The organism is Denitraticella aggregata (assembly GCF_048158365.1).
Classification (GTDB): Bacteria; Pseudomonadota; Gammaproteobacteria; order Burkholderiales; family Rhodocyclaceae; genus Azoarcus_F.
On record NZ_JBLLNL010000001.1, the window covers coordinates 671299 to 696796 of the forward strand.

Sequence of the window (25498 nt, forward strand, 5' to 3'; positions counted from 1 at the left end):
TGTGACGGCCCGGATTGAGGAAGACCGTCACGTAGGTTTCGCGTTCCATGGGGCGTGGCCCTTCATAAGCGGCTCCAGGTCGCGAATGGACTGACGGCAAAGTTTTGCGTATCGGGGCCCGTGCCAACCGCAGACGAATGCAGCAGCCGCGCGCAGTTCCTGGTCGTCGGCCGCATAGTCGGCGAGTCGATTGCGGGCGACGTCTACGTCGTTGATGAAGCCGAGCGCATTTTGCGCGCGGGTGAGCGACCGCAGGAAGCGCGCCGCCTTCTTGGCCGGCATCAGCGGCCCGAAAAACTCCATGCCGTAGCGAAGCTGCTTGAGCGCGATCCTGAGTGCATGCAGCTTGGCGGGCACCAGATCCTGGGCGGCCTCGAAACGTCGCCGGATCTTTTTTTGCAGACGTGACATCTGCAGCCTGGCGAAAACGCGCAGGTCGGCCGCGCCGATCAGGTTGTTGGTCGGCAAGGCATACAGTGCGGCGATGAAGCCGATCAGCAGCCGGCCCTGCGCGGCCGGATCGAGGCTCTGCAGGGCCTCGCCGCGCGCGCGATCGCGGGCCGCATGGACGAGGCCCTGCAGTCGCGCAAGCGCGGAATCCTCTTCGGGATTGCTTCCCGCAACCGGTGAAAGAACCTCCTCGTACAGCACGTCGAGGTCGCGGGCATCACCGAAGCTGTTGGCGTTATCGCGCAGCCGATCGCTCCAGTCGGTCACGAACGCCTCCGGCAATGCGGGGGAGAACAGGCGGATCAGTGAGCGCAGCCGACGCTGGGAGACCCGCAACTGGTGGATGAACTCCGGGTCCAGGCTGCCCACTGCGCCGCTCGCATTGGCCTGCCATTGCCGGACACAGGAGGAGGCGAGCGCCTGAAACGCCTCAACCGGGCTCTGGTCCGGGCGAATGTCGGACGGTGCCGCCCGCAGCGGCCGGGGTGTCAGCCCCAGGTGCAGTGCATAGCCTCGCTCGGCCTTGCTGACGTCGTTGGGTATCAGGGGCAGGTCGGCTGCGAGGCGACACGCGAGCAGCAAAAGGTCGATCGGCTTGCCCTGCTCGAGTTCGAGCTCCAGCTCGCAGATGGGTTCGACATGCTCGCCGCAGACGATCTCCCCGGTATCGATCATCATCAGGATGCGCACCTTCGGGTCCGGCGCGTACAGTCGGGTTTCGCGACGGAAGCGCGTCGAGAACACCGGCACGAGATCGTCGTGCAGTTGCGTCAGCCGCTTGCGTACATCCGTCCGGTCGATCGCCGAGAAATCGAAGCTCCCGGAAAAGGACTGTTCCCACTCCGGTCGTTGGGACAGACCGGCGGTGGATTCGGCCGCACATTTGACCGTCTGCAACCACTGACGCCCATGGCGACGGGTGCGCAGCGCAATCTTGCGCTCCCTGAGCCTGAGGTCCGAGGTGTCGTAATAGGTGTTTTCCAGGGTTGCCGCGTTGCCGAGTTTGGTCGCGGCCTGCACGATGGGATGCCGGCGCAGCGCAGGCAGGGATCTGCGCGCCAGGCCGAGCTTGAGTTCGATTTCCTGGGCCATATGCCTATCGATTACCGTTGCGAGGGAGTGGCAAGACCATGGAATGCTCATCAAGAGTGCTGGGCTTTCATTCTAGCCTGTGCCACCGGCTTAGTCTTGCATCGAATTGGTTCATTCGCCCTTCGCCGCGGACTGATCCTCTCCCATGACTTTCTTCCACAGTGTGATCACAGGTTCGCGGGCCGACGCGGTCTCTGCCGGTGCGACGCTCGACGCCTGGCCGTTGAGGCGCTGGCGGTGCTGCAGGCGACGCAACAGGCGATAGCTGTCACCGCAGCTTGCCGCAAGGTCGGTCGGGATCAGACCCAGTTCGCCCGCGATGCGCAGCAGCGCGATGTTTCCGAGGTTGGCCGTCAGTTCCGGATGTGCATGCGAATGGCCGAGCACGAGATACTGGATCAGAAACTCGACATCGATCAGTCCGCCGGCATCGTGTTTGAGTTCGAAGCGCGCATTCTTGTTGGCATGCGCATCGCGCATCTTGCGCCGCATGGTGAGCACCTCGGCTCTCAGCGTGTCGAGGTTCCGGGGCTGGCGCATCACCTCGCAGCGGATGCGTTCGAAGGCGGCACCCAGCGTCTTGTCCCCGGCGGCGAAGCGGGCACGGGTCAGGGCCTGGTGTTCCCAGACCCAGGCGGATTCGAGCTGGTAGGCGCGGAAGGCCTCGAGCGAGGTGACCAGCAGACCGGAATTGCCGTTGGGTCGCAGACGCAGATCGGTTTCGAACAGAATGCCGGCGGCGGTGCGGGTGGACAGCCAGGTATTGATGCGTTGTGCGAAGCGCGAATAGACCTCGATCGCCTCCGGCGCGGCGTCGTCGAACAGGAACACGATATCCAGGTCCGACGCGTAGCCGAGCTCCTTGCCGCCGAGCTTGCCGTACGCGATCACCGCGAAGCACGGATCGTCGCGATGACGCTTGCGGATCTTGCGCCATACCGGCGGCAGCGTCAGTTCGAGAATCAGATCGGCAAGGGCCGACAAATGGTCGGCCAGCCGCTCCACCGTCAGCTTGCCGGCGATGTCCTGGGTCAGCAGACGGAAAACCTGCGCATGGTGCTGCTCGCGCATCATGTCCATCTGGTGTTCCATGTCCGGCTCGATCGCATCGAGCGCCGCGCGGAGCTCCGCCTCCAGCGTCTCCCAGTCCGGCTCCGCTTCCAGGTTGCGATCGTCCAGGAGTTCATCCATCAGGATCGGGTGACGGGTCAGATAATCCGCTGCCCAGCTGGATGCGCTCATCAGGTCGGCGACGCGCCTCAGCGCATTCGGGTACTGCTGCAACAAGGCCAGGTAGGCGCCGCGGCGGGTGATCGTCTCGAGCAGGCTCAGGCAGCGAGACAGCGTGTCGTCCGGCATCGGGGTGGCGGCAGCGGCCTCGACCACGCGGGGCATCAGCGCATCGAGGCGGCTGCGGTTGCGCGGCGGCAACTGCTGGTAACGCGGACTCTCGTGGATGGCGGCCAGTCGGCGGGCGACTGCCTGAGGATCTTTATAACCGAGCCGCGCCAGGATCGGGTCGATCTGATCACCGTGCTCGGCAGACGTCCACACCGAATCGAGGGCGTGGTCCTCGTCGCTCGGATCGCTGAAGACGTCGTCGAAATGGTGACTGACCGCTCTCCTGTGCGCGTCCAGTTCGGCGCACAGTGCATCGTAGTCGTTGTGGCCGGTCGCCGCGGCGATGAGGCGGCGATCCTCGCTCGTTTCCGGAAGGTCGTGGGTCTGCGCATCGTCGAGATACTGCAGACGGTGCTCCAGACGGCGCAGGAACACATAGGCTTCCGACAACTCCTTCACCGCTGAAGGGGTCAGGATGCCGCGTGACGCCAGTTCGTTCAGAACCTTGAGGGTGGGGCGAATCTGCAGTTCGCGATCCCGGCCGCCCCGTATCAACTGGAAGACCTGGGCGATGAACTCGATCTCGCGGATGCCGCCCGGCCCGAGCTTGACGTTGTGGGCTCGGTCCCGGCGCGCGACTTCGCGACGGATCTGGCTGTGGAGGTCACGCATCGCGTTGAACGCGCCAAAGTCCAGATACTTGCGGAACACGAACGGGCGGGCGATGTCCTCGAGTTCCTGGTAGCGCTCGCCGTTCAGTACCCTGGCCTTGATCCAGGCGTAACGCTCCCATTCCCGCCCCTGCGTGATGAAATAGTTCTCGAGCGTGTCGAAGGAGCAGACCAGGGAGCCCGAATCCCCGTTCGGGCGTAGCCGCATGTCCACGCGAAAGACCTGGCCGTGCTCGGTGACCTCGGACAAGGTCTTGATGATGCGCTTTCCGAGTCGTTCGAAGAACTCGAAGTTGCTGATGATCTTCTTGCCCCCGGTATCGCCGTCCTCCGGATAGACGAAGATCAGGTCGATGTCGGAGGAGACGTTCAGCTCGCGTCCGCCAAGCTTGCCCATGCCGATAATCAGCAACTCCTGCACCCAACCCGCCGGTGACAGCGGTTCGCCATAGCGCAGGACCAACGACTCGCGCAGGATATCGTGTGCCGAACGGACCGCGACCTCGGCGAGGCAGGTCATGGACTCGGTCACCTCGGCCAGGTCGGCGACATCGTTCAGATCCCGGCACGCGAGATGACACAGCACCCACGTGCGCAGATCGCGCAGGGCCGGGGCGAGATTGTCCTCACATAGCCTGCGCTCGGCGAGGAAGGCCTGCATTGCGTCGGTGTCGAGCGTGCGATCGACCGAGGCAGCGAGCGTTTGCGGCAGCCAGGCTCGGCTCTGCAGCATGCGGGAAAGGAACCGCGACAGGCCGGCCGCATGCTGCACCGGGGCAGGAAGGAGGGAGATGTCGAAGGACATGGAAGCGTGATTCCGGTTCGTTGCTAGAATGATCGACCCGATGTGTGGGCATCCGGGTGACCCCGAGCAGCCATGCGATCGATTGTAGCGAAGGCGGGGCCGCCCGGTGTGATCGACGGTCCGCCTTACAATGTTGAAGATGACAACCGACCCACCGTTCCCGTCTGATCCAGACGCAGCCGCGCCGCGCCGCATGCCCTCGAGATGGACCGGCATGCTGATGAACGTGTTCGTGCTGGCCTTTTTCCTGGCAGGCTTGCTGCTGTTGGTGATTCGGGAGGTCTTCATCCCCGGTGTGCATGACTATCGGCCTCAGATCGAACGCGCGCTCGGACGTGCGATCGGTATGTCGGTCGGCATCGAGTCGTTGTCGGCGGACTGGCAGGGCCTGCGTCCACGCTTTCATGTGTCGGGTCTGAGCGTGCTCGATGCGCAGGGGGCGACCGAATTCAGACTCGAGCGTGTCGATGCGGTCTTGTCGTGGTCATCGCTGTTGAGTGGTCAGATCCGCTTCCATCAGTTTGTCGTCGATGCCCCGCATCTCGGACTGCGACGGGACGCCGATGGCCGAATCTTCGTTGCCGGGGTTCCGGTCGGATCCGGGGCAGCGGGTTCGGGTTTTGTCGGATGGGCATTGAGCCATCGCGAAGTCATGATCTGGAACGCAAGCGTGCGCTGGACGGACGCCTTGCGCGGGGCACCAGCCCTCGAACTGGATTCAGTCGACCTGCGATTGACCTCGGTCGGCGGACGTCATCGTTTCGCTGTGCGCACCCGACCCCCGATCGAGATCGGTGGAAAGCTCGAGATTCGTGGTGATCTCGTCGGCGGGATCGCTTCCGATCCGAGCGACTGGACCGGCCAGGTGCATGTCGCGATCGACGACGTCGACCTGGCCGGACTGCGTCCATGGTTTTCCCCGCCCGTGCTGCAGGGTGCCTTCGGGTCCTTGCACGCGTGGCTCGATGTCGACGCTGGCCGACTGATGTCGATCGATACCGAGCTCGCCATGGTCGATGGCCTGTTGCGCCTCGATGACGAGCGCCCTGAGCTCGCTTTCGAAGTGTTGCGCGGACGGATTGCCTATCGTCCGCGATCGGATGGCTTCGAGCTGGCGACGTCCGAGCTCGAGATCCGCGCTGGCGAGTCGATCCGGCTGGTACCGCTCACGCTCGAGCTCAATGCAGTGTCGGGGGCCGATCGGCCTTTGGCGAGCGGCAGTCTGAGTGTGAATAGAGTCGACCTGGACGTGCTGGCGGGATGGATTGCCCATTATCCACTGGCTGAAACCGCACGAAGTCGGATCGAAGCGCTCCGACCGGCCGGGACACTGACTGAATTGCACCTGGAATGGCGAGACCTGGACGGGCATTGGCCACAATGGAAGGTTCGGACGCAGTTCGACGGCATCGCATGGCGCCCTTCCGGGACGATTCCGGGTGTCGACCGGATATCGGGCGAGTTGAACGGTGACCAGGTCAGTGGCCGCTTTCGCCTCGACAGTCGCGATGCTGCGATAGAGATGCCGCGCGTGTTGCCGGAGCCGGTGATGCGTTTTTCGACGTTGCAGGCCGACGGTGGCTGGACACGGCATGAATCCGAGTGGGCGTTCTCGCTCGATGGACTGCGCTTCGAGAACCCGGATGCTGCCGGCTCCGGCTCAGGCACCTACCGGACGGTCGGCGGCGGGCGCGGCGAGATCGACATCGCGGCGCGCCTGACCCGCGCCGATGGGGCGGCAGTGTGGCGATACATGCCCCTTCAGGTGAACGCCCGTGCGCGCGAATGGCTGCGGAATGCGCTGATTGCTGGTGCCGTGCCGGACGCGCGGCTGCGTTTGCGCGGGAACCTGGCGGATTTTCCGTTCGAGGAGGGCCGGGGCGGGCAGTTTCTGGTGACGGTACGCGTCGGTGACGCCTCGCTGCGCTACGGCGAGCTGTGGCCGGCCATCGAGGGGATCAACGGCGAGATCCGCTTCGAAGGGTCGGGCATGCGCATGTCGGCTGACAGCGGCCGGATACTGGGGGTGGAACTGCTGGACGTGATCGCCGAAGTGCCGAGACTCGGTGCGCCGGAGGGTGGGGTCATGACTCTCACCGGTCGAGCGCAGGGTGCGACCCCGGATTTTCTTGCATTCATCGCCGAAAGTCCGTTGCACACCTATCTCGGCGGCTTCACCGACCACATTCGGGCAGCCGGAAGCGGTGATCTCGACCTGACCCTGGTGCTGCCGCTAAGCGAGATCCTGAACGCCACGGTCAAGGGCGAGTATCGCTTCAGCGGCAACCGGTTCGAGCTGATGGAGGGTTTTCCGCCACTCACCGACGCTCGAGGCCGGGTGTCATTTACGGAAAACTCGCTGACCATCGGCGACGCGAGTGCGCGTGCGCTGGGCGAGCCGCTGCGACTGAACGCGACGACCCGTGCGGAAGGCGGCATCCGGTTCGAGGTCGCGGGCGGCATCGCCATGCGCGCGCTGCGCGAGCAACACGACTGGCCGGTGCTGTCCCATCTGTCCGGCTCCACCGCCTGGAGCGCGAGCATCGAGCTTCTCAGGGATGCCGTGACCGTGCGGGTCGCAAGCGGGCTCGACGGTATCGCATCCAGTCTCCCCGCTCCATTCAACAAGCGCGCCACCGAAGCGTGGCCACTGGCGTTGTCGCTCGATCTGACCGAGCGCGGCGCGGTCGCGCAGCTTCGAGCGGACTTGCAGGGGCGGGGAGCGCTCGACATCTTCCGGCGGCGGCTGGAATCCGGCGCGGCCTCCGTGCGTGGCGGAGTGAGTCTGTTCGCGCCGCTTCAACTGGCCGAACGCGGCCTGATGCTGTCCGCGAAGCTCGACGAGTTCGATCTGGATACATGGCGGGACCTGATCGATGCGGATGCGTCGGTCGACGAGGCGGATGCGCCGCTCCCGGGTGCCGGCCTGATCGGGGCGGTCGATGTCGAGATTGCGCGGCTCAAGGTTTTCGATATGGAACTGCATGCTTTCACGCTTGCGGCGACGGCCGACGAGGTGGGTATGCGAGGTCGAATGTCGAGCAGGCGGGCTCAGGGCGACTTCGTCTGGGATGACAGAGGCGGCGGAGCGCTTCAGGCCCGCTTCGAACGTCTGGAGATCGGCGGCGACGAGAAGCCGCAGCCGTCATCCGAGCGGGATCGCGCGGCCGCCGAACCGCTTCGGCGGTTACCGTCGCTCGACATCATTGCCGACCAGTTCTCGCTGGGCGGCATGGATCTGGGGCGGCTCGAGCTGAATGCGAGCAACGAGGGCGCGCTGTGGAGGTTGCATGCGCTGACGCTCTCTGCCGAGCAGGGGCAGTTGCGCGGCGCCGGCTGGTGGCGACCCGGAGCCACGCCATGGACCGAGTTGTCGTTCGCGCTCGCGACCGACGATGCGGGGGCATTGTTGGATCGGCTCGGGTATCCCGCGGTGATCGACGGAGGCGTCGCCAGCATGGAGGGCAGCGCCGCCTGGGGTGGCACGCCGCTGCGCATCGACTATCCTTCGCTGTCGGGCGCGATCGAGTTGAAGGCGAGCAAGGGGCAGTTCCGCAAACTCGAGCCCGGTGTGGGTCGTCTCCTCGGCATCCTGAGCCTGCAGTCCTTGCCGCGCCGTCTGACGCTGGATTTTCGGGACGTGTTCAGCGAAGGGTTCGCCTTCGATCTCATTTCCGGTAGCATTTCGATGGATTCGGGCGTGATGCGCACGGAGGATCTGCAGATCAGCGGTCCGGCCGCCAAGGTCTGGGTGACAGGAAGCGCCAACGTGGCGGAGGAGACCCAGGACCTTCGCGTCATCGTTCAGCCCACGCTGTCCGAGTCGGTCGCGATCGGTGCTGCGGCCGGTCTGATCAATCCGGTGGCCGGCGTGGTTGCGCTGCTGGCGCAAAGGATGCTCAGCGATCCGATCGAACGGATGTTCGCGTTCAGCTACGCAATCACCGGCGCGTGGAGCAATCCGAAGGTCGAGAAAATCTCCGGCGCTGCGCAGCCGGCAGAATGATGTTCCTTGGGAGTCATGACTTGAACGAGATCGTTCGACCCTCCGCCGCAGATCGGCGCATCGCCGCGGTTCAGACCGTGTCCGGGCCGGATGTCGCGGACAACTTGCGCCGTGCCGGGATGCTGATTGCCGACGCGGCCGATGCGGGGGCGCGCCTGATTGCTTTGCCGGAATATTTCGCGCTGATCAGTGCCGATGAGCGTGCCAAGGTGGCGATCCGGGAGCGCGATGGTGATGGCCCGTTGCAGGCCTTTCTGCGCGAAGCAGCGCAGCGTCACCGGGTTTGGATTGTCGGCGGAACGATACCGCTGGTTGCCGATGAGCCGGACAAGGTCCGCAACACCACGCTCGTCTATGACGACGCCGGCGAATGTGTCGCGCGCTACGACAAGATTCACCTGTTCGGTTTCCAGAAGGGTGAGGAGCGTTATGACGAGTCCGCCACGATCGAGGCGGGGAGTCGCGTCACGGTGTTCGACTCACCGGTCGGGCGCGTCGGGCTGTCGGTGTGTTATGACCTGCGCTTTCCGGAACTCTACAGAAGCATGGGAGAGGTCGATCTGATCCTGGTGCCGGCGGCCTTTACCTGGACGACAGGCAAGGCTCACTGGGAGGTCCTGCTGCGTGCGCGTGCGATCGAGAATCAATGCTACGTGATGGCGCCGGCCCAGGGCGGGAGACATCCGTCGGGGCGGGTGACCTGGGGCCATACGATGATCGTGGGCCCCTGGGGCGAGGTGTTGGACTGCCTTGCAGAGGGACCCGGAACGGTGTCGGGTGATATCGACGCCGATCGTCTCGACGCGATCCGGGCCAGCCTGCCCGCGTTGCGGCACCGCTGCCTCCAGTTCTGATCGCACCCATCGTGTCGGCGCGCAAGTCGGTGTCGGCGATCGTTTGGACGCTGAGGCTGTCAGACCTTTTCACGATTCAACCGGATGAACAATGAGCATATCGATCAGCAATCCCCTTGATGTTGCACAGAGCCATCTCCTCAGTCCGCACGGACTGGATCAGTCGGGCATCGACCGGGTCTTCGGCACGCTGATGAGCCATCGGCTCGACTACGCGGATCTGTACTTTCAATATCACCGCTCGGAGGCCTGGAGTCTCGAGGAAGGCATCGTGAAGTCGGGCAGCTTCAGCATCGAGCAGGGCGTCGGTGTGAGGGCGATCAGCGGCGAGAAGACGGCATTTGCCTATTCGGACGACATCTCGCTGCCGGCGCTGACGGCTGCGGCCCAGGCGACTCGGGCGATCGCCGACGACGGCGGCAACGGTCGTGCGGCAGCCCTCACCCGGGGCCAGCGCGCACCACAGCTCTATCGCGCCGATGATCCGCTCGGTTCGCTCGACGATACCGCGAAGGTGCGCCTGCTGGAACGCGTCGAGGCAATGGCGCGCGCCGAGGATGGAAGGGTGTCCCAGGTGATGGCCCATGTGGCCGGCTCCTGGGAGGTGGTCATGGTCGTGCGCAATGACGGGCATATGGCGGCAGACGTCCGGCCCCTGGTGCGGGTCTCGGTGACGGTCATCATGGAAGAAGGCGGTCGTCGTGAGCAGGGCAGTGCTGGGGGCGGCGGACGTTTCGACTACGCCTGGTTCTCCGATGAGCGCCTGCAGGAATATGCGCGCGCGGCGGTCCACCAGGCGCGCACCAATCTCGGAGCGGGCCCGGCGCCGGCCGGTACGATGACCGTCGTGCTAGGGCCGGGATGGCCCGGAATCCTGTTGCACGAGGCGATCGGACACGGTCTGGAGGGTGACTTCAATCGGAAGGGCAGCTCCGCATTCTCCGGTCGGATCGGGCAGCAGGTTGCGGCCAAGGGCGTCACCGTGGTGGACGACGGTACGCTGCCGGACCGGCGCGGCTCTTTGAGCATCGATGACGAGGGTAACCGTACCGAACGCACCGTGCTGATCGAGGACGGCGTGCTGACTGGCTACATGCAGGACGTCATGAATGCGCGCCTGATGAGCGTAGCGCCAACCGGCAACGGGCGGCGCGAGTCCTACGCGCACCTGCCGATGCCGCGCATGACAAATACCTACATGCTCAATGGCGATCGCGACCCGGAGGAAATTCTGCGATCGGTCAAGAAGGGCCTGTTCGCTGTCAACTTCGGGGGCGGTCAGGTAGACATCACGTCAGGCAAGTTCGTGTTCTCGACCTCGGAAGCGTACCTGATCGAGGACGGGCAGGTGACCCGTCCGGTCAAGGGGGCCACGTTGATCGGAAACGGTCCGGATGCGCTGACCCGGGTGTCGATGATCGGCAACGATATGGCGCTCGATCCAGGCGTGGGCACGTGCGGTAAGGACGGTCAGAGCGTACCGGTCGGTGTCGGCCAACCGACCTTGCGGATCGATGGACTGACCGTCGGTGGCACGGGCTGACCCGCGCCGCTCGGCCGGTGTGTGTAAGAAGATCTTTCCCGCGGGTGGTGCTCGCCGCGCGCGGGATTACACTATCGAGATTCGTTCGAACTTGCCACCTTGAGCTGACCGTGCAGTGCATGCCTGCCCCGGGTCTCAGTCAATTACATGATTCGAATGAATTTTCCGCCATTGCATTCGGCGATGAGCCGGGTGCTGCTTGATCGCACGCCTCAACCGGAAACTTCCAAGGAGATCCCATGTTCAACAAGCCCAACCTTTTTCCGAAAGCTACCGAACCTCAGGCGGTTCGGAGCGGCCGCACATTCTCCGGCGGGCAGTCGACCGGCGCGTCCTCGGCGCAGAGTGATTCGGTCGGCACGCTGCGAGAGCCTTCGGCTCCCAGTGGCGCAGGGGTTTTCTCGTCCGCGGTGAGCAGTGTCGCCAGCGCGCAGAAGGCCGACCACAGCAGCAAGGCGGTCGACAGCGGCGAGGTCAGCGAGAGCCGACTGATCGTCGGCCCCAACGTGAAACTGAAAGGCGCCGAGATTCTCGATTGCGATACGCTGGTCGTCGAGGGTCGGGTCGAGGCGACAATGGACAGCCGTGTGTTGAGGATCGCCGAAAACGGATCCTTCGCGGGCACGGTGGGTATCGATGTGGCCGAGATCCACGGTCAGTTCGACGGCGAACTGACCGCCCGCAGTCAGCTCATCATCCATGCGACCGGACGGGTCAGTGGCAAGATCCGGTACGGCAAGATCTTCATCGAGGAAGGCGGTCAGATTTCGGGCGATATCCGTGCGCTGGACAGCACGCCGCCCAAGGCCAGGGAGGCGCAGACGTCCGAACCAGTGTCATCGATCAGCAGCATCAAGACTGCCGATACGGTCGCGTAGGCCTGGTTCCGTCGACGCCCCTGAAGGGAATCCCGCATGGGTCAGCGCAGTAGGGTCACCATGACGCGCTTGAGGGCGTCGGGTACCGGGGCGACGCTCGCTCTGCCGTTCAGCCGCGATGCCTCGAGTCTGGTCTTTCGAGAAGCATGACGCATTCAGGTGCTTGCGCGACCTTGCAGCCCGTCGTCGGGCTCGGTCTCTGCGGACGGCCTCAGTTCGCCCCGACGGATGCATCCTCGGATGCAAGCTGCAGCGGGGTGTAGTTCCAGTTGCTGGCCCATGCATCGCGCACAAGATTGGGATAAGCGGGCCGGCCCAGGCTACCGTTGTAGCGCCCGAGCGCACGGAAAAGGTCTCCCTTCTCTATGTCGAGGTAGTGGCGCAGGATGGTGCAACCATAGCGAAGGTTGGTGCGCAGGTGGAACAGGTTGTCCTCCGGGCGGCCGATCACGTCGACCCAGAACGGCATGACCTGCATGTAGCCGCGCGCACCAGCGCTGGAAACCGCATATTTGCGGAAAGCGCTTTCGACCTGGATTACGCCGAGAATCCACTGTGGGTCGAGTCCGGCACGCGTAGCCTCATAATCGATTGTCAGCAGCAGCTCCTCGCGATAGCGCGCATCCGGAATCCAGCGGGCGAGCTGCTTGGACATCGCGTCGAGCCAGTGCTGCAGTTCCGGCGAGCGTCGGGCGGACGCCGCCCGGACGCCGTGATCACTGACCGCGGCGTGCAGCGATGCACGCACGCTTGCCGACATCGGCTCGTATTGTTGTGGCCCCGCGATGGCGCTGGTGCAGACCAGGCCCAGCGCCAAGGTCCGCAAGGTCTTTCGTCCAAAGGTGCGGATCAGTCTCTTGTGGGTGGCCGGGGCCATGGATGGCGAGCGCTCAGGAGGTGGCGATGCGATCGCACAGGAACTGGATGACCTGGCTAGCCGGGACCGACAAGGCCTCAATGTCGCGCCGCCCCTGGTATTCGATCAGGCCGTCCTTGAGACCGCGGTCGCCGATCACGAGCCGATGGGGTACGCCGATCAGTTCCCACTCGGCGAACATCACGCCGGGCCGTTCGTTGCGATCATCGAGAATCGCGTCGATGCCGGCGTCGATCAGCGCTGCATGGATGCGGGTGGCTTCCGCCCTGACCGCGTCGGACTTGCTCCAGCCGACCGGGCAGATGACGACTTCGAAGGGAGCGATCGCACGTGGCCAGATGATGCCGCGTGCGTCGTGGTTCTGTTCGATCGCAGCCCCGAGGATGCGGGTCACGCCGATGCCGTAGCACCCCATCTCCATGAACTGCTCGCGCCCGTTCTCGTCCAGGAACTTGCAGTTCATCGCTTCCGAATACTTGGTGCGCAGCTGGAAGATGTGTCCGACCTCGATGCCGCGACAGATCTCGAGCGTACCCTTGCCGTCGGGCGACGGGTCGCCGGCGACGACGTTGCGCAGGTCTGCGACCTCGGGCTGTTCGAAATCGCGGCCGATGTTCGCGCCGAGGTAGTGCCACTCGTCATCGTTGGCGCCAACCACGAAGTCGGCGGTCGCGGCCACGCTACGGTCGATGATCACGCGCCCCTTGAACCCGATCGGACCGAGCGAACCCGGGTTCGCGCCGAACGCCTGCTGGATCGCTTCCTGGCTCGCAAAGGTCAGCGGATTGCGGATGCCCTCGATTTTCTGCGCCTTGATCGGGTTGAGTTCGTGATCCCCGCGTACCATCATCAATACCGGCTCGCCGCCCGACTCCTCGTCGCTCTCGACCACGATCGCCTTGACCGTGGTTTCCGCCGGTATCCTCAGGAAATCGACCAGCTCGGCGATGGTCTTGACCCCGGGCGTGTGAATCTTCTCGAGACTGCGGGACGGGTTGGGTCGAGCCCGGCCCGGCCCGGCGGCCTCTGCCAACTCGACGTTGGCCGCGTAGTCGGATTCGGGGCACCAGGCGATATCGTCTTCACCGGTTTCCGCGATGACGTGAAATTCATGCGAACCGGTGCCGCCGATCGATCCGGTGTCCGCGGCGACTGCGCGGAAAGCCAGCCCTAGCCGCGTGAAGATCCTGTGGTAGGTGTCGTACATGTTGCGGTATTCACGCTCCAGATCGGCGAACGACGCATGGAAGGAATACCCGTCCTTCATCGTGAACTCGCGTCCGCGCATCACGCCGAAGCGAGGACGAATCTCGTCGCGGAACTTTGTCTGGATCTGATAGAAATGCTTCGGAAGTTGCCGATAGCTGCGCAGTTCCCGCCGCGCGACATCGGTGATCACTTCCTCATGGGTCGGACCCATCACGAAATCGCGATCGTGACGGTCCTTGAACCGCAGCAGTTCCGGTCCATACGCCTCCCATCGCTGAGATTCCTGCCATAGCTCGGCGGGTTGGACGGCGGGCATCAGCAACTCGATCGCGCCCGCGCGGTTCATTTCCTCCCGCACGATGGCCTCGACCTTGCGCAGCGCGCGCACCCCCATCGGCATCCAGGTGTAGATTCCGGCGGCGACCTTGCGGATCAGCCCTGCCCTCAGCATGAGCTTCTGGCTGACGACCTCCGCGTCCGAGGGGGCTTCCTTGAGGGTGGAAATGAAGAAGCGGCTGGCGAGCATGCTGGACGTCCGTGCGAGGCTGAATGGATGGGGCTCCATTTTAGCAGTGCCGGCACGGTCAATGCGTTCCGAGTGCGCTGCAGGGGCCCGATGGTGTGTCGGATCGTACACATTCCGACAAGTCGCCGTACCCGGAAGCGTCACAAGTGGACGATGGCGGGGAACCCGCCGACCGTCCGGCCTTTCCAAGGGCACGTAAGTGTGGAAAAATTCACCTAATTTTTTGAATCAAGGGTTCAATCATGCTCGATCGTGAAGGCTATCGCCCGAACGTCGGCATCATTCTGGTCAATGCACGCAACGAGGTATTCTGGGGCAAGCGGATTCGTGAGCATTCGTGGCAATTCCCGCAAGGTGGCATCAAGCATGGCGAGTCGCCTCAGCAGGCGATGTACCGGGAATTGTTCGAGGAAGTAGGGCTCCGTCCTGAGCATGTCAAGATTCTCGGTCGCACGCGCGGGTGGCTGCGCTATGACGTACCCAGGCACTGGATACGTCGTGAATGGCGGAACACGTACAAGGGGCAAAAGCAGATCTGGTTTCTGTTGCGCCTGGTCGGACGTGACACCGACGTTTGTCTGCGCGCCTGCAAACATCCGGAATTCGATGCATGGCGCTGGAGTGAGTACTGGGTGCCGCTCGATGCGGTCATCGAGTTCAAGCGGCAGGTCTATCAGCAAGCGCTTTCCGAGTTGTCTTCGGTGCTGTTCCGCCTCCGGCCGCCGGATCCGCCCGATGCCTATCGGAAGCTTGAAGCGGTCCGTCAGATTCAGACCTGAGCGCCTCCGGTGCGTGCGGGTCTCATTGCCTAGCACTGTGATCGCCGGAGCGTTCGATAAGAACTGTCTATGATGGCATTAGCGAAACGCAATTTTCATTCACCGCTCCTGCTAGGCTAAAGTGTATCGGCTGGGTGCGGTCCGTTTAAGCGTGCCTTATCCCGGTCCTACTCACCATTTCGCGCAACAGGAGAGAAACATGCCTCAACTCAAAGGTTCCAAGACTGAATCCTGTCTGAAGGAAGCGTTCGCCGGAGAATCCCAGGCGAACCGTCGTTATCTGTATTTCGCGAACAAGGCCGATATCGAAGGTCAAAACGACGTCGCAGCGCTCTTCCGCTCCACTGCCGAAGGTGAAACCGGCCACGCTCACGGTCATCTCGAGTTTCTCGAGGCCTCGGGTGACCCGGCAACGGGTATGAAGATCGGTGCTACCCGCGACAACCTGATGTCTGCAGTGGCGGGCGAAACCCACGAATATACCGACATGTATCCGGGTATGGCGAAGACTGCCCGCGAGGAAGGGTTCGACGAGATCGCCGACTGGTTTGAAACCTTGGCCAAGGCCGAGCGTTCGCACGCCAATCGTTATCAAAAAGCCCTGGACGCGCTGGTCGACTGACCCGTATCGCGTCGCCCTGGCCAGGGCTTGCCCCTGACCGGGGCTGTTCTGCCGCATCGCATCTGGAGCATCGCATCTGGAGCATTGCGGTCTTCCCTTGAAATGCACACCAACATAGGCAGGAGCGTCCATGAGCGTTCGCGAAGGGAACCTTGAAGCACCTACCCGGCATCCTCTCGATTGGAAGAATCCCGAGTTCTACAACGAGGAGAAACTGAATCAGGAGCTCGAGCGCGTCTTCGACATCTGTCATGGATGCAGGCGATGCCTGAGTCTGTGCAATTCCTTCCCCGTGCTTTTCGACCTGGTCGATGCGACGGAAGAGGGTGAAGTCGAAGGCGTGGCCAAGAAGGACTACTGGAAAGTCGTCGATCAGTGCTACTTGTGCGACGTTTGTTACATGACCAAGTGTCCCTATGTTCCGCCTCATCCGTGGAATCTCGATTTCCCCCACCTGATGCTCAGGGCCAAGGCTGTGAAGCACAGAAAGGGCGAGACGACGTTCCGCGACAAGCTGCTGTCGTCCACCGACAGGCTCGGAAAGTTCGCGGGTATTCCGATCGTTACCCCGGTCGTCAATGCGGTCAACAAGACCAAGGCGATGCGCGGCGTAATGGAGTCTGCGCTGGGCGTGGACAAGAAGGCGTGGATCCCCGAGTACGCGACCAGGAAGTTCCGCTCGATCGCCGGGCAGTCGGATGCGAAGCAAGTGGTGGACGGCGAGCGCACGCCGGGCAAGGTGGCTGTTTATGCGACCTGTTACATCAATTACAACGAACCTGGTATCGGGCAGGACTTGCTGAACATCCTGCGCCACAACGATATTCCGTTCGTGCTGGTAGAGAAGGAGGCCTGTTGCGGCATGCCGAAGCTCGAACTCGGCGACCTCGATGCAGTGGCGGCTAACAAGGAGTTGAATGTTCCACAGCTCGCGAAGCTCGCGCGTGACGGCTACGCGATCCTGACGCCGATTCCATCTTGTACGCTGACGTTCAAGCAGGAGTTGCCCCTGATGTTCCCGGATTGCGCCGATACGCAGGCGGTGAAGGAGGCCATGTGGGATCCGTTCGAGTACTTCGTGGCCAGGAACAAGGATGGCTTGCTCAAGACCGACTTCAAGCAGCCGCTTGGAAAGATCGGGTACCACGTGCCGTGTCACTCGCGTGTGCAGAACGTCGGCAAGAAAACCGCCGAGGCCCTGTCCCTTGTCCCGGATACCGAGGTCAAGGTCGTCGAGCGTTGCTCGGGCCACTCGGGAACATGGGGTGTGAAGAAGGAATTTCACGCGACCGCCATCAAGATCGGTCGTCCTGTGTTCAGGGCCATGGGTGAAGCAGAGCCCGACTACATCAGTTCGGACTGCCAACTGGCGGGGCATCACATCGCTCAGGGGATGGAGGAGGCCGGCATGAAGCAGGCCGAGATGCGCCATCCGTTGTCGCTGTTGGCCAAGGCCTACGGACTCTGAAAGAACCGGATCGAAGGATTGAAGATGATGGCAAAGATCACGACCGACTCCCTGCTTTCGCTGGAAAGCTATCATAAATCGCGGCCGCAGATCCGCGAACGGATCATCGATTTGCGAAAGCGCCGTACTGTTCATTTGGGCGAGCATGTGACCTTGATCTTCGAGAATGAAGAGCTGATGCGCTACCAGGTGCAGGAGATGCTGCGCGTGGAGCGTATCTTCGAGGCCGAGGGCATACAGGAAGAGCTCGACGCCTACAATCCGCTGGTGCCCGATGGCAGTAATTTCAAGGTCACGATGATGATCGAGTACACCGCGGAGTCCGAGCGGCGGGCCGCGCTGGCGCGCATGCGCGGCATCGAGCATCGGATCTTCGTCGAGGTCGAGGGTCAGAAGCGGGTCTATGCGATCGCGGACGAGGATCTGGAGCGCACCACCGAAGACAAGACTTCGGCGGTGCACTTTCTGCGCTTCGAACTCACCCCCGAGATGTGTCGTGCGCTGAAGTCGGGCGCACAAATGAAGGTCGGCTGCGATCACAAGGAGTATCCTATGCATATCGATACCCTGCCGCCGGAGACGCTGGCCGAGCTGGTTGCCGATATCGTCTGATATCTGCCAGCCTTCGTCGCCTTGGTTTGGCGATGGCAGCATTCCCGTTTCGGAAACGGGGCAGGGTGGGGATGGAGGCTTCTGACTTGCACATGTTGCTCAAGACATCGTTCCTCTTGCTGTATGCGCTAACGCTGGCCATCTCCTCAGCGGCGTCGGCGCAGGGATTGTTTTCAGGGCCCGATCCCAACTGGCGCGAGAGCGAGCACGTCCTGCCACCGCCGCCGTCTGAAGCGACGTTGAGGCAGTTTTTTGTAAGCGCTACGTCTTCGAACCGTTTCTTCCTTGACGAGAGCAGTCTCGCTGTAGGGGAGGATGGGGTGATTCGTTATGTGCTGGTCATCCGTGCTGCGGGTGGAGCCCACAACGTGAGCTTCGAGGGAATCCGCTGTGAAAGCGCAGAGCGACGCATCTACGCGCTCGGGCGTGCGGACGGTGAGTGGGTGCCAGCGCGCCGGTCGTCGTGGGAGCATATTTCCGCCGATCAGCGCAATCGACCCCAGGCGGCATTGGCATTCGACTATTTCTGTGACGGCCCGTCGGCGCCGCGTTCGACGGACGCGGCCCTGCGAAGGCTTCGCGCGGGGGGGCGTCGTTTGACGCCCTGACCATCGCATGCGCCTGTCGCGTGTGATGCGTGGTGGGCGGCGACGGAACCTCCCGGCATGTGTGAGGGGTAGATGGACAAAGCGATCATTGAGTTCGACCGAGCCCTGCGGACGGTGTTTGCACCGGCGTCCTCTATGCGTGCTCAGCCAGGCAACGAGCTGGCGGACATGCCTATGGAGGACGTGCAGCGTGAGGAGGTGGCAGCCCTGATGCGGGTCAACCACGTCGGTGAGATCTGTGCGCAGGCCCTTTATCAGGGGCAGGCGCTGACCTGCAAGGATGCATCAGTCCGGCATGAACTCGAACAGGCATCGCGCGAAGAGACCGAACATCTTGCATGGACGGAAAAGCGCATTGCGGAACTGGGTGGACGCAAGAGCCTGCTCAATCCGGTCTGGTATCTCGGTTCGCTGACGATCGGCATGCTTGCGGGCAAGCTTGGTGATCGGTGGAATCTCGGGTTTCTGGCCGAGACTGAACGACAGGTCGAAGCGCACCTCAAGGGCCATCTCGATCGCATTCCAACGGAGGATGCGCGCTCCCGTGCCATATTGGAGCAGATGAAGGAGGACGAGGCGCGACATGCCGATACCGCGATCCACCTTGGCGGCAGGGATCTTCCGGCTCCGATCAAGGTCGGGATGAAGTTCGCATCCCGTGTCATGACCAGCGTTTCCTATCGAGTTTGAAGGGATCGGGCTGGTCTTGGGGTTGGTGCAGGGTTCCCTGCGACCAGACGCCTGAGGTCAGGGTTCAGTCGGATTCCACAATCTCCCAGTCATGGGTGATTTCGGCGGTCTTGGCCAGCATGATGGAAGCGGAGCAATACTTTTCGGCAGACAGATGGACTGCTCGTTCGACTGCTTCTGGCCTCAAGGCCTTGCCGCGAACGACGTAATCAAAACGGATTCGGGTGAACACCTTTGGGTCGGTTTCAGCACGCTCTGCAGAAACCTTCACTTCACAGTCGCGGACGTCCTGACGGCCGCGTTTCAGAATAAGCACCACATCAAAGGCGCTGCACCCGCCAGCACCTGCGAGCATGAGCTCCATCGGGCGAGGTGCCAGATTCCGCCCGCCTGCCTCTGGAGCGCCATCCATCGGCACGAGATGGCCCGATCCCGTTTCGGCGATGAAGCTCATGCCGTCCGTCCATTTCACCGTGCATTCCATGTTCGTCCTTCATCAAGAAGTGCCTCGAAGTGGGCATTGTCTCTGGGTTGATCAGTAATTCTATCGGATCCGCCCCGCGTCGGGTTTGGGCATGCACCGCGTGAATGCGGTGATGCGTCGCAATGAGAATGACGTCTGGGAATATTCCACGTTATTGAAAGGGTTGTCTGAACTGAGTTATGAATTTCAAAAAGTATATGTTAAACAATAGTTTAAGCATATATTAATCTGTTTTATGATTTGATCAAAACAATTGTAGTGCGATGCACAAAAAAATACTTGATCTGTTCGCTCCGTTTCCTGATAATCATTTCCATCGCGATCGGTTGTAAGCCTCGATCCACACGGTGTCTCCTCCACCCTCCTCCTTTGGTGTGGATTTAACGCAGTCCTTCCTGGGCTGCGTTTTTTTTTTAAACTCGCGATCTGCCTCCAATGTTTGACAGTGGACGCTTTTTTCCATTAATATCACGAGCTTTCCGTTTATTTGGCCGTTACGCGAGGCCGGACAAGATCGAGGATTCGAATGAAAACGTTTTCTGCCAAGCCGCATGAAGTCACACGCGACTGGTTTGTTGTCGATGCGTCGGACAAGGTGCTTGGCCGGCTCGCCGCCGAGGTGGCTCGTCGTCTGCGCGGCAAACACAAGACCATTTACACGCCCCACGTCGATACCGGCGATTACATCGTTGTGGTCAATGTCGAGAAAATTCGCGTGACCGGCAACAAGGCCACCGACAAGAAATATTATCGTCACACGGGGTATCCCGGTGGCATCTATGAAACAAACTTTACCAAGCTGCAGCAGCGTTTTCCCGGGCGGGTTCTCGAGAAGGCGGTCAAAGGCATGTTGCCGAAGGGGCCGCTTGGCTACGCCATGCTGAAAAAGCTGAAGTGCTATGCGGGTGCCGCGCATCCGCACAGCGCGCAGCAGCCCAAAGTTCTCGAGATCTGACAGGAGCCCGATGATAATGGCTGTTAGTTACAACTACGGTACCGGTCGCCGCAAGACCGCAGTCGCCCGTGTCTTCATCAAGCCGGGCTCTGGCAATATCGTCGTCAATGGAAAGCCGGTCGACGAGTTTTTCTCCCGGGAGACGGGGCGGATGATCGTTCGCCAGCCGTTGGTGCTGACGGAGAACGAGAACCGGTTCGATATCATGGTGAACGTCGTGGGCGGTGGAGAATCTGGTCAGGCCGGTGCGGTCAGGCACGGCATCACTCGTGCTTTGATCGACTACGATGAGGAACTGAAGGGTGCGTTGCGCAAGGCCGGCTTCGTGACGCGTGATGCGCGTGCGGTAGAACGTAAGAAGGTCGGATTGCGCAAGGCGCGTCGTCGCAAGCAGTTCTCCAAGCGCTAAGCTTCGGCGCGTGGGTTCAAGAGCCGCCTTCGGGCGGTTTTTTCATGGTGCGCCCGGCAAGGGGTGCGCTCCCGCGGGGACAATGTCCGCCGGACGTCGCTCACGGCGAACCAGGTGAAATGCAGCCCCCGCCTGGGCGCCGACTGTGGGAAACAAGTCTTGATCGTGAGAAGTGTGTTCTCGCCAGACGGAGAGTTTCCTTTCCCATTTGGGATGGCTGTCGAGCGAACGACGATGCGATAATCCGAAGGTGACTTTCGGCTGCTGGGGAGGAACGAATGATGATCAAGGTTGGCGTGGTGGGTGGAACCGGTTACACCGGGGTCGAATTGCTCAGACTGCTGGCGCGGCATCCGGGAGTGGAACTGACCGCGATCACTTCGCGAGGGGATGCGGGCACCCCGGTGGCCAGCATGTTTCCGAGCCTGCGCGGATGGGTCGACCTGGCCTTCGTCACGCCTCAGCAGGCGCATCTGGAGGCCTGTGATCTGGTCTATTTTGCAACGCCCAACGGCATCGCCATGCAGCAGGCGAGCGCACTGGTCGACGCTGGCGTACGCGTCATCGATCTGGCCGCCGACTTTCGAATCCGAGACATTGAAGAATGGCAGAAGTGGTATGGAATGGAGCATGCCGCCCCCGAACTGGTCGATGAGGCTGTATATGGCCTTCCAGAAGTCAATCGCGACAGGATTCGCCAGGCTCGAGTGCTGGCCAATCCGGGTTGCTATCCGACGGCAGTGCAACTGGGCTTCCTGCCACTTGTCGAGGCTGGCCTGGTCGACGTCTCCAGTCTGATCGCGGATGCCAAATCGGGGGTTTCCGGCGCGGGCCGTAAGGCCGAAGTGCATACTTTGTTTGCCGAAGCTGGCGACAGTTTCAAGGCCTATGGTGTGTCGGGACATCGACATCTTCCTGAGATCCGTCAGGGTCTCGCTGCCGTCGCAGGCGAACCGGTCGGGCTGACGTTTGTGCCGCATCTCGTACCGATGATTCGTGGAATTCACGCCACTCTGTATGGGCGATTGAAGCGTGACGTCGATCTCCAGTCAATATTCGAGGAGCGTTATCGCAACGAGGCGTTCGTGGATGTCATGCCGGCTGGTACGCATCCCGAAACCCGTTCGGTTCGATCCAGTAATGTGTGCCGGATAGCGGTCCATCGACCACAGGGTGGAGACGTCGTGGTCGTGCTGTCGGTCATCGATAATCTGGTCAAGGGGGCGGCGGGCCAGGCCGTGCAGAACATGAACATCATGTTTGGGCTACCGGAAGCGACGGGACTGGACATTGTGCCGGTCAGTCCCTGAGAATGAACGCTTGTCGTTCATACGATGTCAACTGGCCATAGTTCTACGACAAGAGATATTTGACGCATGACTGCCAGCTTGCTCAGCAGAGCATCCCTGGCTTCCCCAGAGAGGAAAGAAAATGAATACAGCAGTTGATACCCCGGAGTTGCTCGTCTTTACCGACAGTGCGGCAAGCAAGGTCAAGGAGTTGATCGACGAGGAAGGGAACCCCTCGCTCAAGCTGCGCGTCTTCGTGACCGGCGGCGGTTGTTCGGGATTTCAGTATGGTTTCACCTTCGATGAAGAGGTGAGCGAAGATGATACGGCGCTCGAAAAGAACGGCGTGACGCTTCTGGTCGATCCGATGAGTTACCAGTACCTTGTCGGCGCGGAGATCGACTACTCGGAAGGTTTGGAGGGCTCGCAGTTTGTGATTCGGAATCCGAATGCCACCAGCACCTGCGGATGCGGTTCATCTTTCTCTGCATGACAGCGACGTTCTGACTCGGGTAGCATCGAAAAGGGGAGCAGTTGCTCCCCTTTTTACCTGCTCTCGGAACGGTCAATGCGCTTAGTTAGCGCTGGCGACGCGATCTTCAGACTGGTAGTTGAGCAGTGCCAACCGTTCCAGCATCGTCCCTGTCTCGGCCTTGAAGGTTTCGAGTTCCTTCTTGTCCAGCGGTTGAACCGCAGGTAGCGCGATCTGCATCGGGTCGTGTGGTTTGTTGTTCACCCGGATTTCATAATGCAGGTGGGGTCCGGTGGCCCATCCTGTCATGCCGACATAGCCGATGACCTGGCCTTGGCGTATGCGTTGCCCCTTTGCTAGGCCGCCTGAGAATCCTTTCAGGTGCGCGTACAGCGTCGAGTAATTGTCCTTGTGCTGGATGATGATTGTGTTGCCATAGCCTTTTTGGCTTCCGACGAAGTTCACTCGCCCATCCGAGGACGCCATGATCGGTGTGCCCGATGGCGCGGCGAAATCAGTGCCGTTATGACTGCGCCAACTGCGGTGAATCGGGTGCATGCGTCGCCCGAAGCTCGATGAAATGCGCGTGAACTCGAGCGGATAGCGCAGGAAAGCCTGATTCAGACCACGCCCGTCGGGGGTGTAGTACGCTTCGTTTCCGTCACTTTCGCGGTACATCACCACGGTGTGTTTCTTGCCCTGGTTCACGAATTCGGCCGCCAGGATTCGGCCAGCCCGGAGCGGGACGCCATTGTCGTAGACCGTTTCGTAGACGACGCTGAAACGGTCGCCTTCGCGAAGGTCTCGCGAGAAATCGATCTGAGTCCCGAATATCTCGGCGAAGCGGCTCGCGACGCTATCGGGAACTCCGGCAGCGTCAGTCGCGCCGAACAGCGAGTGAGTGATCGTGCCCGACCGCATTTCGACGATTGTGTCCACACTCGCGACATCGCGTCCGGTCACTTCGATGCCGGCTGGCGTACGTTCGACGATGAAGCGTTCGGCGCCGCGACCGATCGGGATGTTCAGCGAGCGGATCGATCCATCGGGTTCGACTGTCGCAACGACAGACCGTCCTGCGCGCAATTGGGTAAGTACCGTGCGAGCGTCCTTGTCGGTCATCAGGAACGACAAAACCTCCGAATCGTTGATACCGAGTCTTCTGAAGATCGCCTGTATCGTGTCGCCGGGATGAATCCGCTCGTCGAATACATAAGGCAGTTCGCTGTGCGCAACGAGTTTCAACTCGGGACTACCGAGCCGTTCGATGATCAACTCGGGTGAGAACGACACGGTCTCCTGACCCGGTACCACCGCCGTGGCCGCGACGACGCCAAGCAGTGAGACCGTGAAGACGCTGCCGATAATCGCCACTCTGCGCATGGATGGGTAATCGCGTCGTGCTTCGGCTAGAATCCGGGGATTTTGTGCCTGCATGTATTTTGAGTCCGCGTGTGATTTAGTTGGCAAAAAAAATTTTTACGAGTCTAACAAAGTTTTGTGCAAGGCCGTAGAGGATGGAGGGTTTTATGGAACTTAAATCTGCGCTCGATCTGATCAAGCGTGGTGCGGAGGAACTGTTGCTCGAATCCGAACTGGTCGAGCGCCTGGCTTCCGGTCGGCCGCTGAGGGTCAAGGCCGGCTTCGATCCGACGGCTCCGGATCTTCATCTCGGTCACACGGTCCTGATCAACAAGCTCAGACACTTTCAGGAGCTCGGACACAGGGTCATGTTCCTGATCGGCGACTTCACCGGCTTGATCGGGGATCCGTCAGGCAAGAACAGCACCCGTCCGCCTCTGTCGCGAGAGCAGATAGAGGAGAATGCGCGCACCTATGAAGACCAGGTATTCAAGATACTCGATCCGGACAGGACCGAGATCTGTTTCAACTCCAGGTGGATGGAGGCGCTCGGCTCGGCGGGGATGATCAGGCTCGCATCGCACCATACGGTCGCCCGCATGCTCGAGCGTGATGACTTTTCGAAGCGCTACGGGGCGAACCAGCCGATAGCGATTCATGAGTTCCTTTATCCCCTCTGCCAGGGCTACGATTCGGTGGCGATGCACGCCGATGTGGAACTTGGCGGCACGGACCAGAAATTCAACCTGTTGGTCGGGCGCGAGTTGCAGCGGCACTACGGTCAGCCTTCCCAGTGCGTGTTGACGATGCCGCTGCTCGAGGGGCTCGATGGCGTCAACAAGATGTCGAAGTCGCTCGGCAATTACATCGGGATCGCGGAACCCCCGCGGGAGATCTTCGGCAAGCTGATGTCGATCTCGGACGATCTGATGTGGCGATACTTCGAGCTTTTGTCGTTCCGGCCGATGAGCGAGATCGCGAGCCTGAAGGATCGGGTCGGGGAGGGGCTCAACCCCCGGGACGCAAAGGTCATGCTTGCGCAGGAACTGGTGGGGCGTTTCCATGGCGCTGTCGCTGCAAAGGAGGCGCTCGAAGAGTTCGAAGCGCGTTTTCGTAGAGGAGTCCTGCCGGACGATCTGCCGGAGGTCCGAGTGCCGGTGGGTACCGACGGAATGGCGCTTGTTCAGGTCCTGAGGCAGGCAGGTCTGACATCCAGTACGTCCGAGGCAATCCGGATGTTGAGTCAGGGTGCCGTCCGACTCAACGGGGAGCGTGTCGAGGACCGGGGTCTGGTCCTGCACAGCGGCCAGACGGTCGTCTTGCAGATTGGCAAGCGAAAGTTTGCGTCGGTGGTCCTTGCTTAGCTCGTGGTTCGTAGTGTTCGGGCCTCTGGGGCGCCTCGCGTGGAGCGATTGCGCATGCGGTGACGGGATCTTCGTGAGTGGCTCGACTGGGTGATTCTCGAGGGGTTTTGATTTTCGAGCTTGTCGACCGCC

General features: G+C 61.7%; 21 protein-coding genes. 15 read left to right on the plus strand and 6 right to left on the minus strand.

Annotated features, from left to right (window positions below; translation table 11 throughout):
* Window positions 1–27: 27 nt before the first annotated feature.
* The gene (locus ACKVEX_RS03255) at window positions 28–1542 is read right to left on the minus strand and encodes a CYTH and CHAD domain-containing protein (protein WP_473214244.1); all 1515 of its coding nucleotides are present in this window, start codon (window positions 1540–1542) and stop codon (window positions 28–30) included.
* A gap of 111 nt (window positions 1543–1653) precedes the next feature.
* Complete coding sequence (glnE, locus tag ACKVEX_RS03260) at window positions 1654–4359, minus strand: bifunctional [glutamate--ammonia ligase]-adenylyl-L-tyrosine phosphorylase/[glutamate--ammonia-ligase] adenylyltransferase (protein WP_473214245.1); 2706 nt, start codon at window positions 4357–4359, stop codon at window positions 1654–1656.
* Window positions 4360–4552: 193 nt separating this feature from the next.
* On the opposite strand from glnE, the gene ACKVEX_RS03265 reads away from it, so the two are divergent.
* From ACKVEX_RS03265 to ACKVEX_RS03280, 4 genes are all read left to right on the plus strand, one after another.
* A complete protein-coding gene (locus tag ACKVEX_RS03265; protein WP_473214246.1) occupies window positions 4553–8365 on the plus strand; it encodes a YhdP family protein in 3813 nt (1270 codons plus the stop codon).
* Between the two features lie 20 nt (window positions 8366–8385).
* The gene (locus ACKVEX_RS03270; protein WP_473214247.1) at window positions 8386–9219 is read left to right on the plus strand and encodes a carbon-nitrogen hydrolase family protein; all 834 of its coding nucleotides are present in this window, start codon (window positions 8386–8388) and stop codon (window positions 9217–9219) included.
* A 91-nt stretch (window positions 9220–9310) separates the two neighbouring features.
* Window positions 9311–10762: a metalloprotease TldD gene (gene tldD, locus ACKVEX_RS03275; RefSeq protein WP_473214248.1), complete on the plus strand. Its 1452-nt coding sequence runs from the start codon at window positions 9311–9313 to the stop codon at window positions 10760–10762.
* A 239-nt stretch (window positions 10763–11001) separates the two neighbouring features.
* Window positions 11002–11640: a bactofilin family protein gene (locus ACKVEX_RS03280; protein WP_473214249.1), complete on the plus strand. Its 639-nt coding sequence runs from the start codon at window positions 11002–11004 to the stop codon at window positions 11638–11640.
* Between the two features lie 211 nt (window positions 11641–11851).
* On the opposite strand, the gene ACKVEX_RS03285 is transcribed toward ACKVEX_RS03280, so the two are convergent.
* Together ACKVEX_RS03285 and ACKVEX_RS03290 are read right to left on the minus strand one after the other, a co-directional pair.
* Entirely contained in the window at window positions 11852–12517 is a 666-nt protein-coding gene (locus ACKVEX_RS03285) for a lytic transglycosylase domain-containing protein (protein ID WP_473214250.1), read from the minus strand.
* Window positions 12518–12530: 13 nt separating this feature from the next.
* Complete coding sequence (locus ACKVEX_RS03290) at window positions 12531–14252, minus strand: proline--tRNA ligase (protein WP_473214251.1); 1722 nt, start codon at window positions 14250–14252, stop codon at window positions 12531–12533.
* 242 nt (window positions 14253–14494) lie between these two features.
* Between ACKVEX_RS03290 and ACKVEX_RS03295 the strand changes: the two genes are divergently transcribed.
* The 6 genes from ACKVEX_RS03295 (at window position 14495) to coq7 (ending at window position 19031) form a co-directional block, all read left to right on the plus strand.
* Window positions 14495–15031, plus strand: a complete 537-nt coding sequence (locus tag ACKVEX_RS03295; RefSeq protein ID WP_473214252.1) for an RNA pyrophosphohydrolase — start codon at window positions 14495–14497, stop codon at window positions 15029–15031.
* A gap of 199 nt (window positions 15032–15230) precedes the next feature.
* Window positions 15231–15653 carry a rubrerythrin family protein gene (locus ACKVEX_RS03300; protein WP_473214253.1) on the plus strand — a complete coding sequence of 141 codons (423 nt, stop codon included), beginning with the start codon at window positions 15231–15233 and terminating at the stop codon, window positions 15651–15653.
* 130 nt (window positions 15654–15783) lie between these two features.
* Entirely contained in the window at window positions 15784–17121 is a 1338-nt protein-coding gene (locus tag ACKVEX_RS03305; RefSeq protein ID WP_473214254.1) for a heterodisulfide reductase-related iron-sulfur binding cluster, read from the plus strand.
* A 24-nt stretch (window positions 17122–17145) separates the two neighbouring features.
* The gene (locus ACKVEX_RS03310; protein WP_473214255.1) at window positions 17146–17733 is read left to right on the plus strand and encodes a DUF3501 family protein; all 588 of its coding nucleotides are present in this window, start codon (window positions 17146–17148) and stop codon (window positions 17731–17733) included.
* 92 nt (window positions 17734–17825) lie between these two features.
* Window positions 17826–18341, plus strand: a complete 516-nt coding sequence (locus tag ACKVEX_RS03315; protein ID WP_473214256.1) for a CNP1-like family protein — start codon at window positions 17826–17828, stop codon at window positions 18339–18341.
* A gap of 72 nt (window positions 18342–18413) precedes the next feature.
* Window positions 18414–19031, plus strand: coding sequence for a 2-polyprenyl-3-methyl-6-methoxy-1,4-benzoquinone monooxygenase (gene coq7 / locus ACKVEX_RS03320; protein ID WP_473214257.1), 618 nt, complete (start codon window positions 18414–18416; stop codon window positions 19029–19031).
* Between the two features lie 64 nt (window positions 19032–19095).
* On the opposite strand, the gene ACKVEX_RS03325 is transcribed toward coq7, so the two are convergent.
* Window positions 19096–19515: an OsmC family protein gene (locus ACKVEX_RS03325; RefSeq protein ID WP_473214258.1), complete on the minus strand. Its 420-nt coding sequence runs from the start codon at window positions 19513–19515 to the stop codon at window positions 19096–19098.
* Between the two features lie 526 nt (window positions 19516–20041).
* Between ACKVEX_RS03325 and rplM the strand changes: the two genes are divergently transcribed.
* The 4 genes from rplM (at window position 20042) to erpA (ending at window position 22661) form a co-directional block, all read left to right on the plus strand.
* Complete coding sequence (gene rplM, locus ACKVEX_RS03330; RefSeq protein WP_473214259.1) at window positions 20042–20470, plus strand: 50S ribosomal protein L13; 429 nt, start codon at window positions 20042–20044, stop codon at window positions 20468–20470.
* A gap of 16 nt (window positions 20471–20486) precedes the next feature.
* Complete coding sequence (rpsI, locus tag ACKVEX_RS03335; protein WP_473214260.1) at window positions 20487–20879, plus strand: 30S ribosomal protein S9; 393 nt, start codon at window positions 20487–20489, stop codon at window positions 20877–20879.
* 281 nt (window positions 20880–21160) lie between these two features.
* Window positions 21161–22189: an N-acetyl-gamma-glutamyl-phosphate reductase gene (argC, locus tag ACKVEX_RS03340; protein WP_473214282.1), complete on the plus strand. Its 1029-nt coding sequence runs from the start codon at window positions 21161–21163 to the stop codon at window positions 22187–22189.
* A gap of 121 nt (window positions 22190–22310) precedes the next feature.
* Window positions 22311–22661, plus strand: coding sequence for an iron-sulfur cluster insertion protein ErpA (gene erpA / locus ACKVEX_RS03345; protein WP_473214261.1), 351 nt, complete (start codon window positions 22311–22313; stop codon window positions 22659–22661).
* Between the two features lie 81 nt (window positions 22662–22742).
* On the opposite strand, the gene ACKVEX_RS03350 is transcribed toward erpA, so the two are convergent.
* The gene (locus ACKVEX_RS03350; protein ID WP_473214262.1) at window positions 22743–24110 is read right to left on the minus strand and encodes a peptidoglycan DD-metalloendopeptidase family protein; all 1368 of its coding nucleotides are present in this window, start codon (window positions 24108–24110) and stop codon (window positions 22743–22745) included.
* A gap of 59 nt (window positions 24111–24169) precedes the next feature.
* Here ACKVEX_RS03350 and tyrS point away from each other — a divergent pair, with 59 nt between their 5' ends.
* Window positions 24170–25366, plus strand: coding sequence for a tyrosine--tRNA ligase (gene tyrS / locus ACKVEX_RS03355; protein WP_473214263.1), 1197 nt, complete (start codon window positions 24170–24172; stop codon window positions 25364–25366).
* Window positions 25367–25498: the final 132 nt, after the last annotated feature.

What these genes read in the sequence shown, in the direction of transcription:
- ACKVEX_RS03310 (WP_473214255.1), top strand. Translation starts at nt 17,146, where the DNA reads ATGATGGCAAAGATCACGACCGACTCCCTGCTTTCGCTGGAAAGCTAT.
- tyrS (WP_473214263.1), top strand. Translation starts at nt 24,170, where the DNA reads ATGGAACTTAAATCTGCGCTCGATCTGATCAAGCGTGGTGCGGAGGAA.
- ACKVEX_RS03300 (WP_473214253.1), top strand. Translation starts at nt 15,231, where the DNA reads ATGCCTCAACTCAAAGGTTCCAAGACTGAATCCTGTCTGAAGGAAGCG.
- ACKVEX_RS03290 (WP_473214251.1), bottom strand. Translation starts at nt 14,252, where the DNA reads ATGCTCGCCAGCCGCTTCTTCATTTCCACCCTCAAGGAAGCCCCCTCG.
- rpsI (WP_473214260.1), top strand. Translation starts at nt 20,487, where the DNA reads ATGGCTGTTAGTTACAACTACGGTACCGGTCGCCGCAAGACCGCAGTC.
- coq7 (WP_473214257.1), top strand. Translation starts at nt 18,414, where the DNA reads ATGGACAAAGCGATCATTGAGTTCGACCGAGCCCTGCGGACGGTGTTT.
- ACKVEX_RS03280 (WP_473214249.1), top strand. Translation starts at nt 11,002, where the DNA reads ATGTTCAACAAGCCCAACCTTTTTCCGAAAGCTACCGAACCTCAGGCG.
- ACKVEX_RS03305 (WP_473214254.1), top strand. Translation starts at nt 15,784, where the DNA reads ATGAGCGTTCGCGAAGGGAACCTTGAAGCACCTACCCGGCATCCTCTC.
- rplM (WP_473214259.1), top strand. Translation starts at nt 20,042, where the DNA reads ATGAAAACGTTTTCTGCCAAGCCGCATGAAGTCACACGCGACTGGTTT.
- ACKVEX_RS03255 (WP_473214244.1), bottom strand. Translation starts at nt 1,542, where the DNA reads ATGGCCCAGGAAATCGAACTCAAGCTCGGCCTGGCGCGCAGATCCCTG.
- ACKVEX_RS03265 (WP_473214246.1), top strand. Translation starts at nt 4,553, where the DNA reads ATGCCCTCGAGATGGACCGGCATGCTGATGAACGTGTTCGTGCTGGCC.
- glnE (WP_473214245.1), bottom strand. Translation starts at nt 4,359, where the DNA reads ATGTCCTTCGACATCTCCCTCCTTCCTGCCCCGGTGCAGCATGCGGCC.
- ACKVEX_RS03285 (WP_473214250.1), bottom strand. Translation starts at nt 12,517, where the DNA reads ATGGCCCCGGCCACCCACAAGAGACTGATCCGCACCTTTGGACGAAAG.
- tldD (WP_473214248.1), top strand. Translation starts at nt 9,311, where the DNA reads ATGAGCATATCGATCAGCAATCCCCTTGATGTTGCACAGAGCCATCTC.
- ACKVEX_RS03295 (WP_473214252.1), top strand. Translation starts at nt 14,495, where the DNA reads ATGCTCGATCGTGAAGGCTATCGCCCGAACGTCGGCATCATTCTGGTC.
- ACKVEX_RS03315 (WP_473214256.1), top strand. Translation starts at nt 17,826, where the DNA reads ATGTTGCTCAAGACATCGTTCCTCTTGCTGTATGCGCTAACGCTGGCC.
- ACKVEX_RS03325 (WP_473214258.1), bottom strand. Translation starts at nt 19,515, where the DNA reads ATGGAATGCACGGTGAAATGGACGGACGGCATGAGCTTCATCGCCGAA.
- erpA (WP_473214261.1), top strand. Translation starts at nt 22,311, where the DNA reads ATGAATACAGCAGTTGATACCCCGGAGTTGCTCGTCTTTACCGACAGT.
- argC (WP_473214282.1), top strand. Translation starts at nt 21,161, where the DNA reads ATGATCAAGGTTGGCGTGGTGGGTGGAACCGGTTACACCGGGGTCGAA.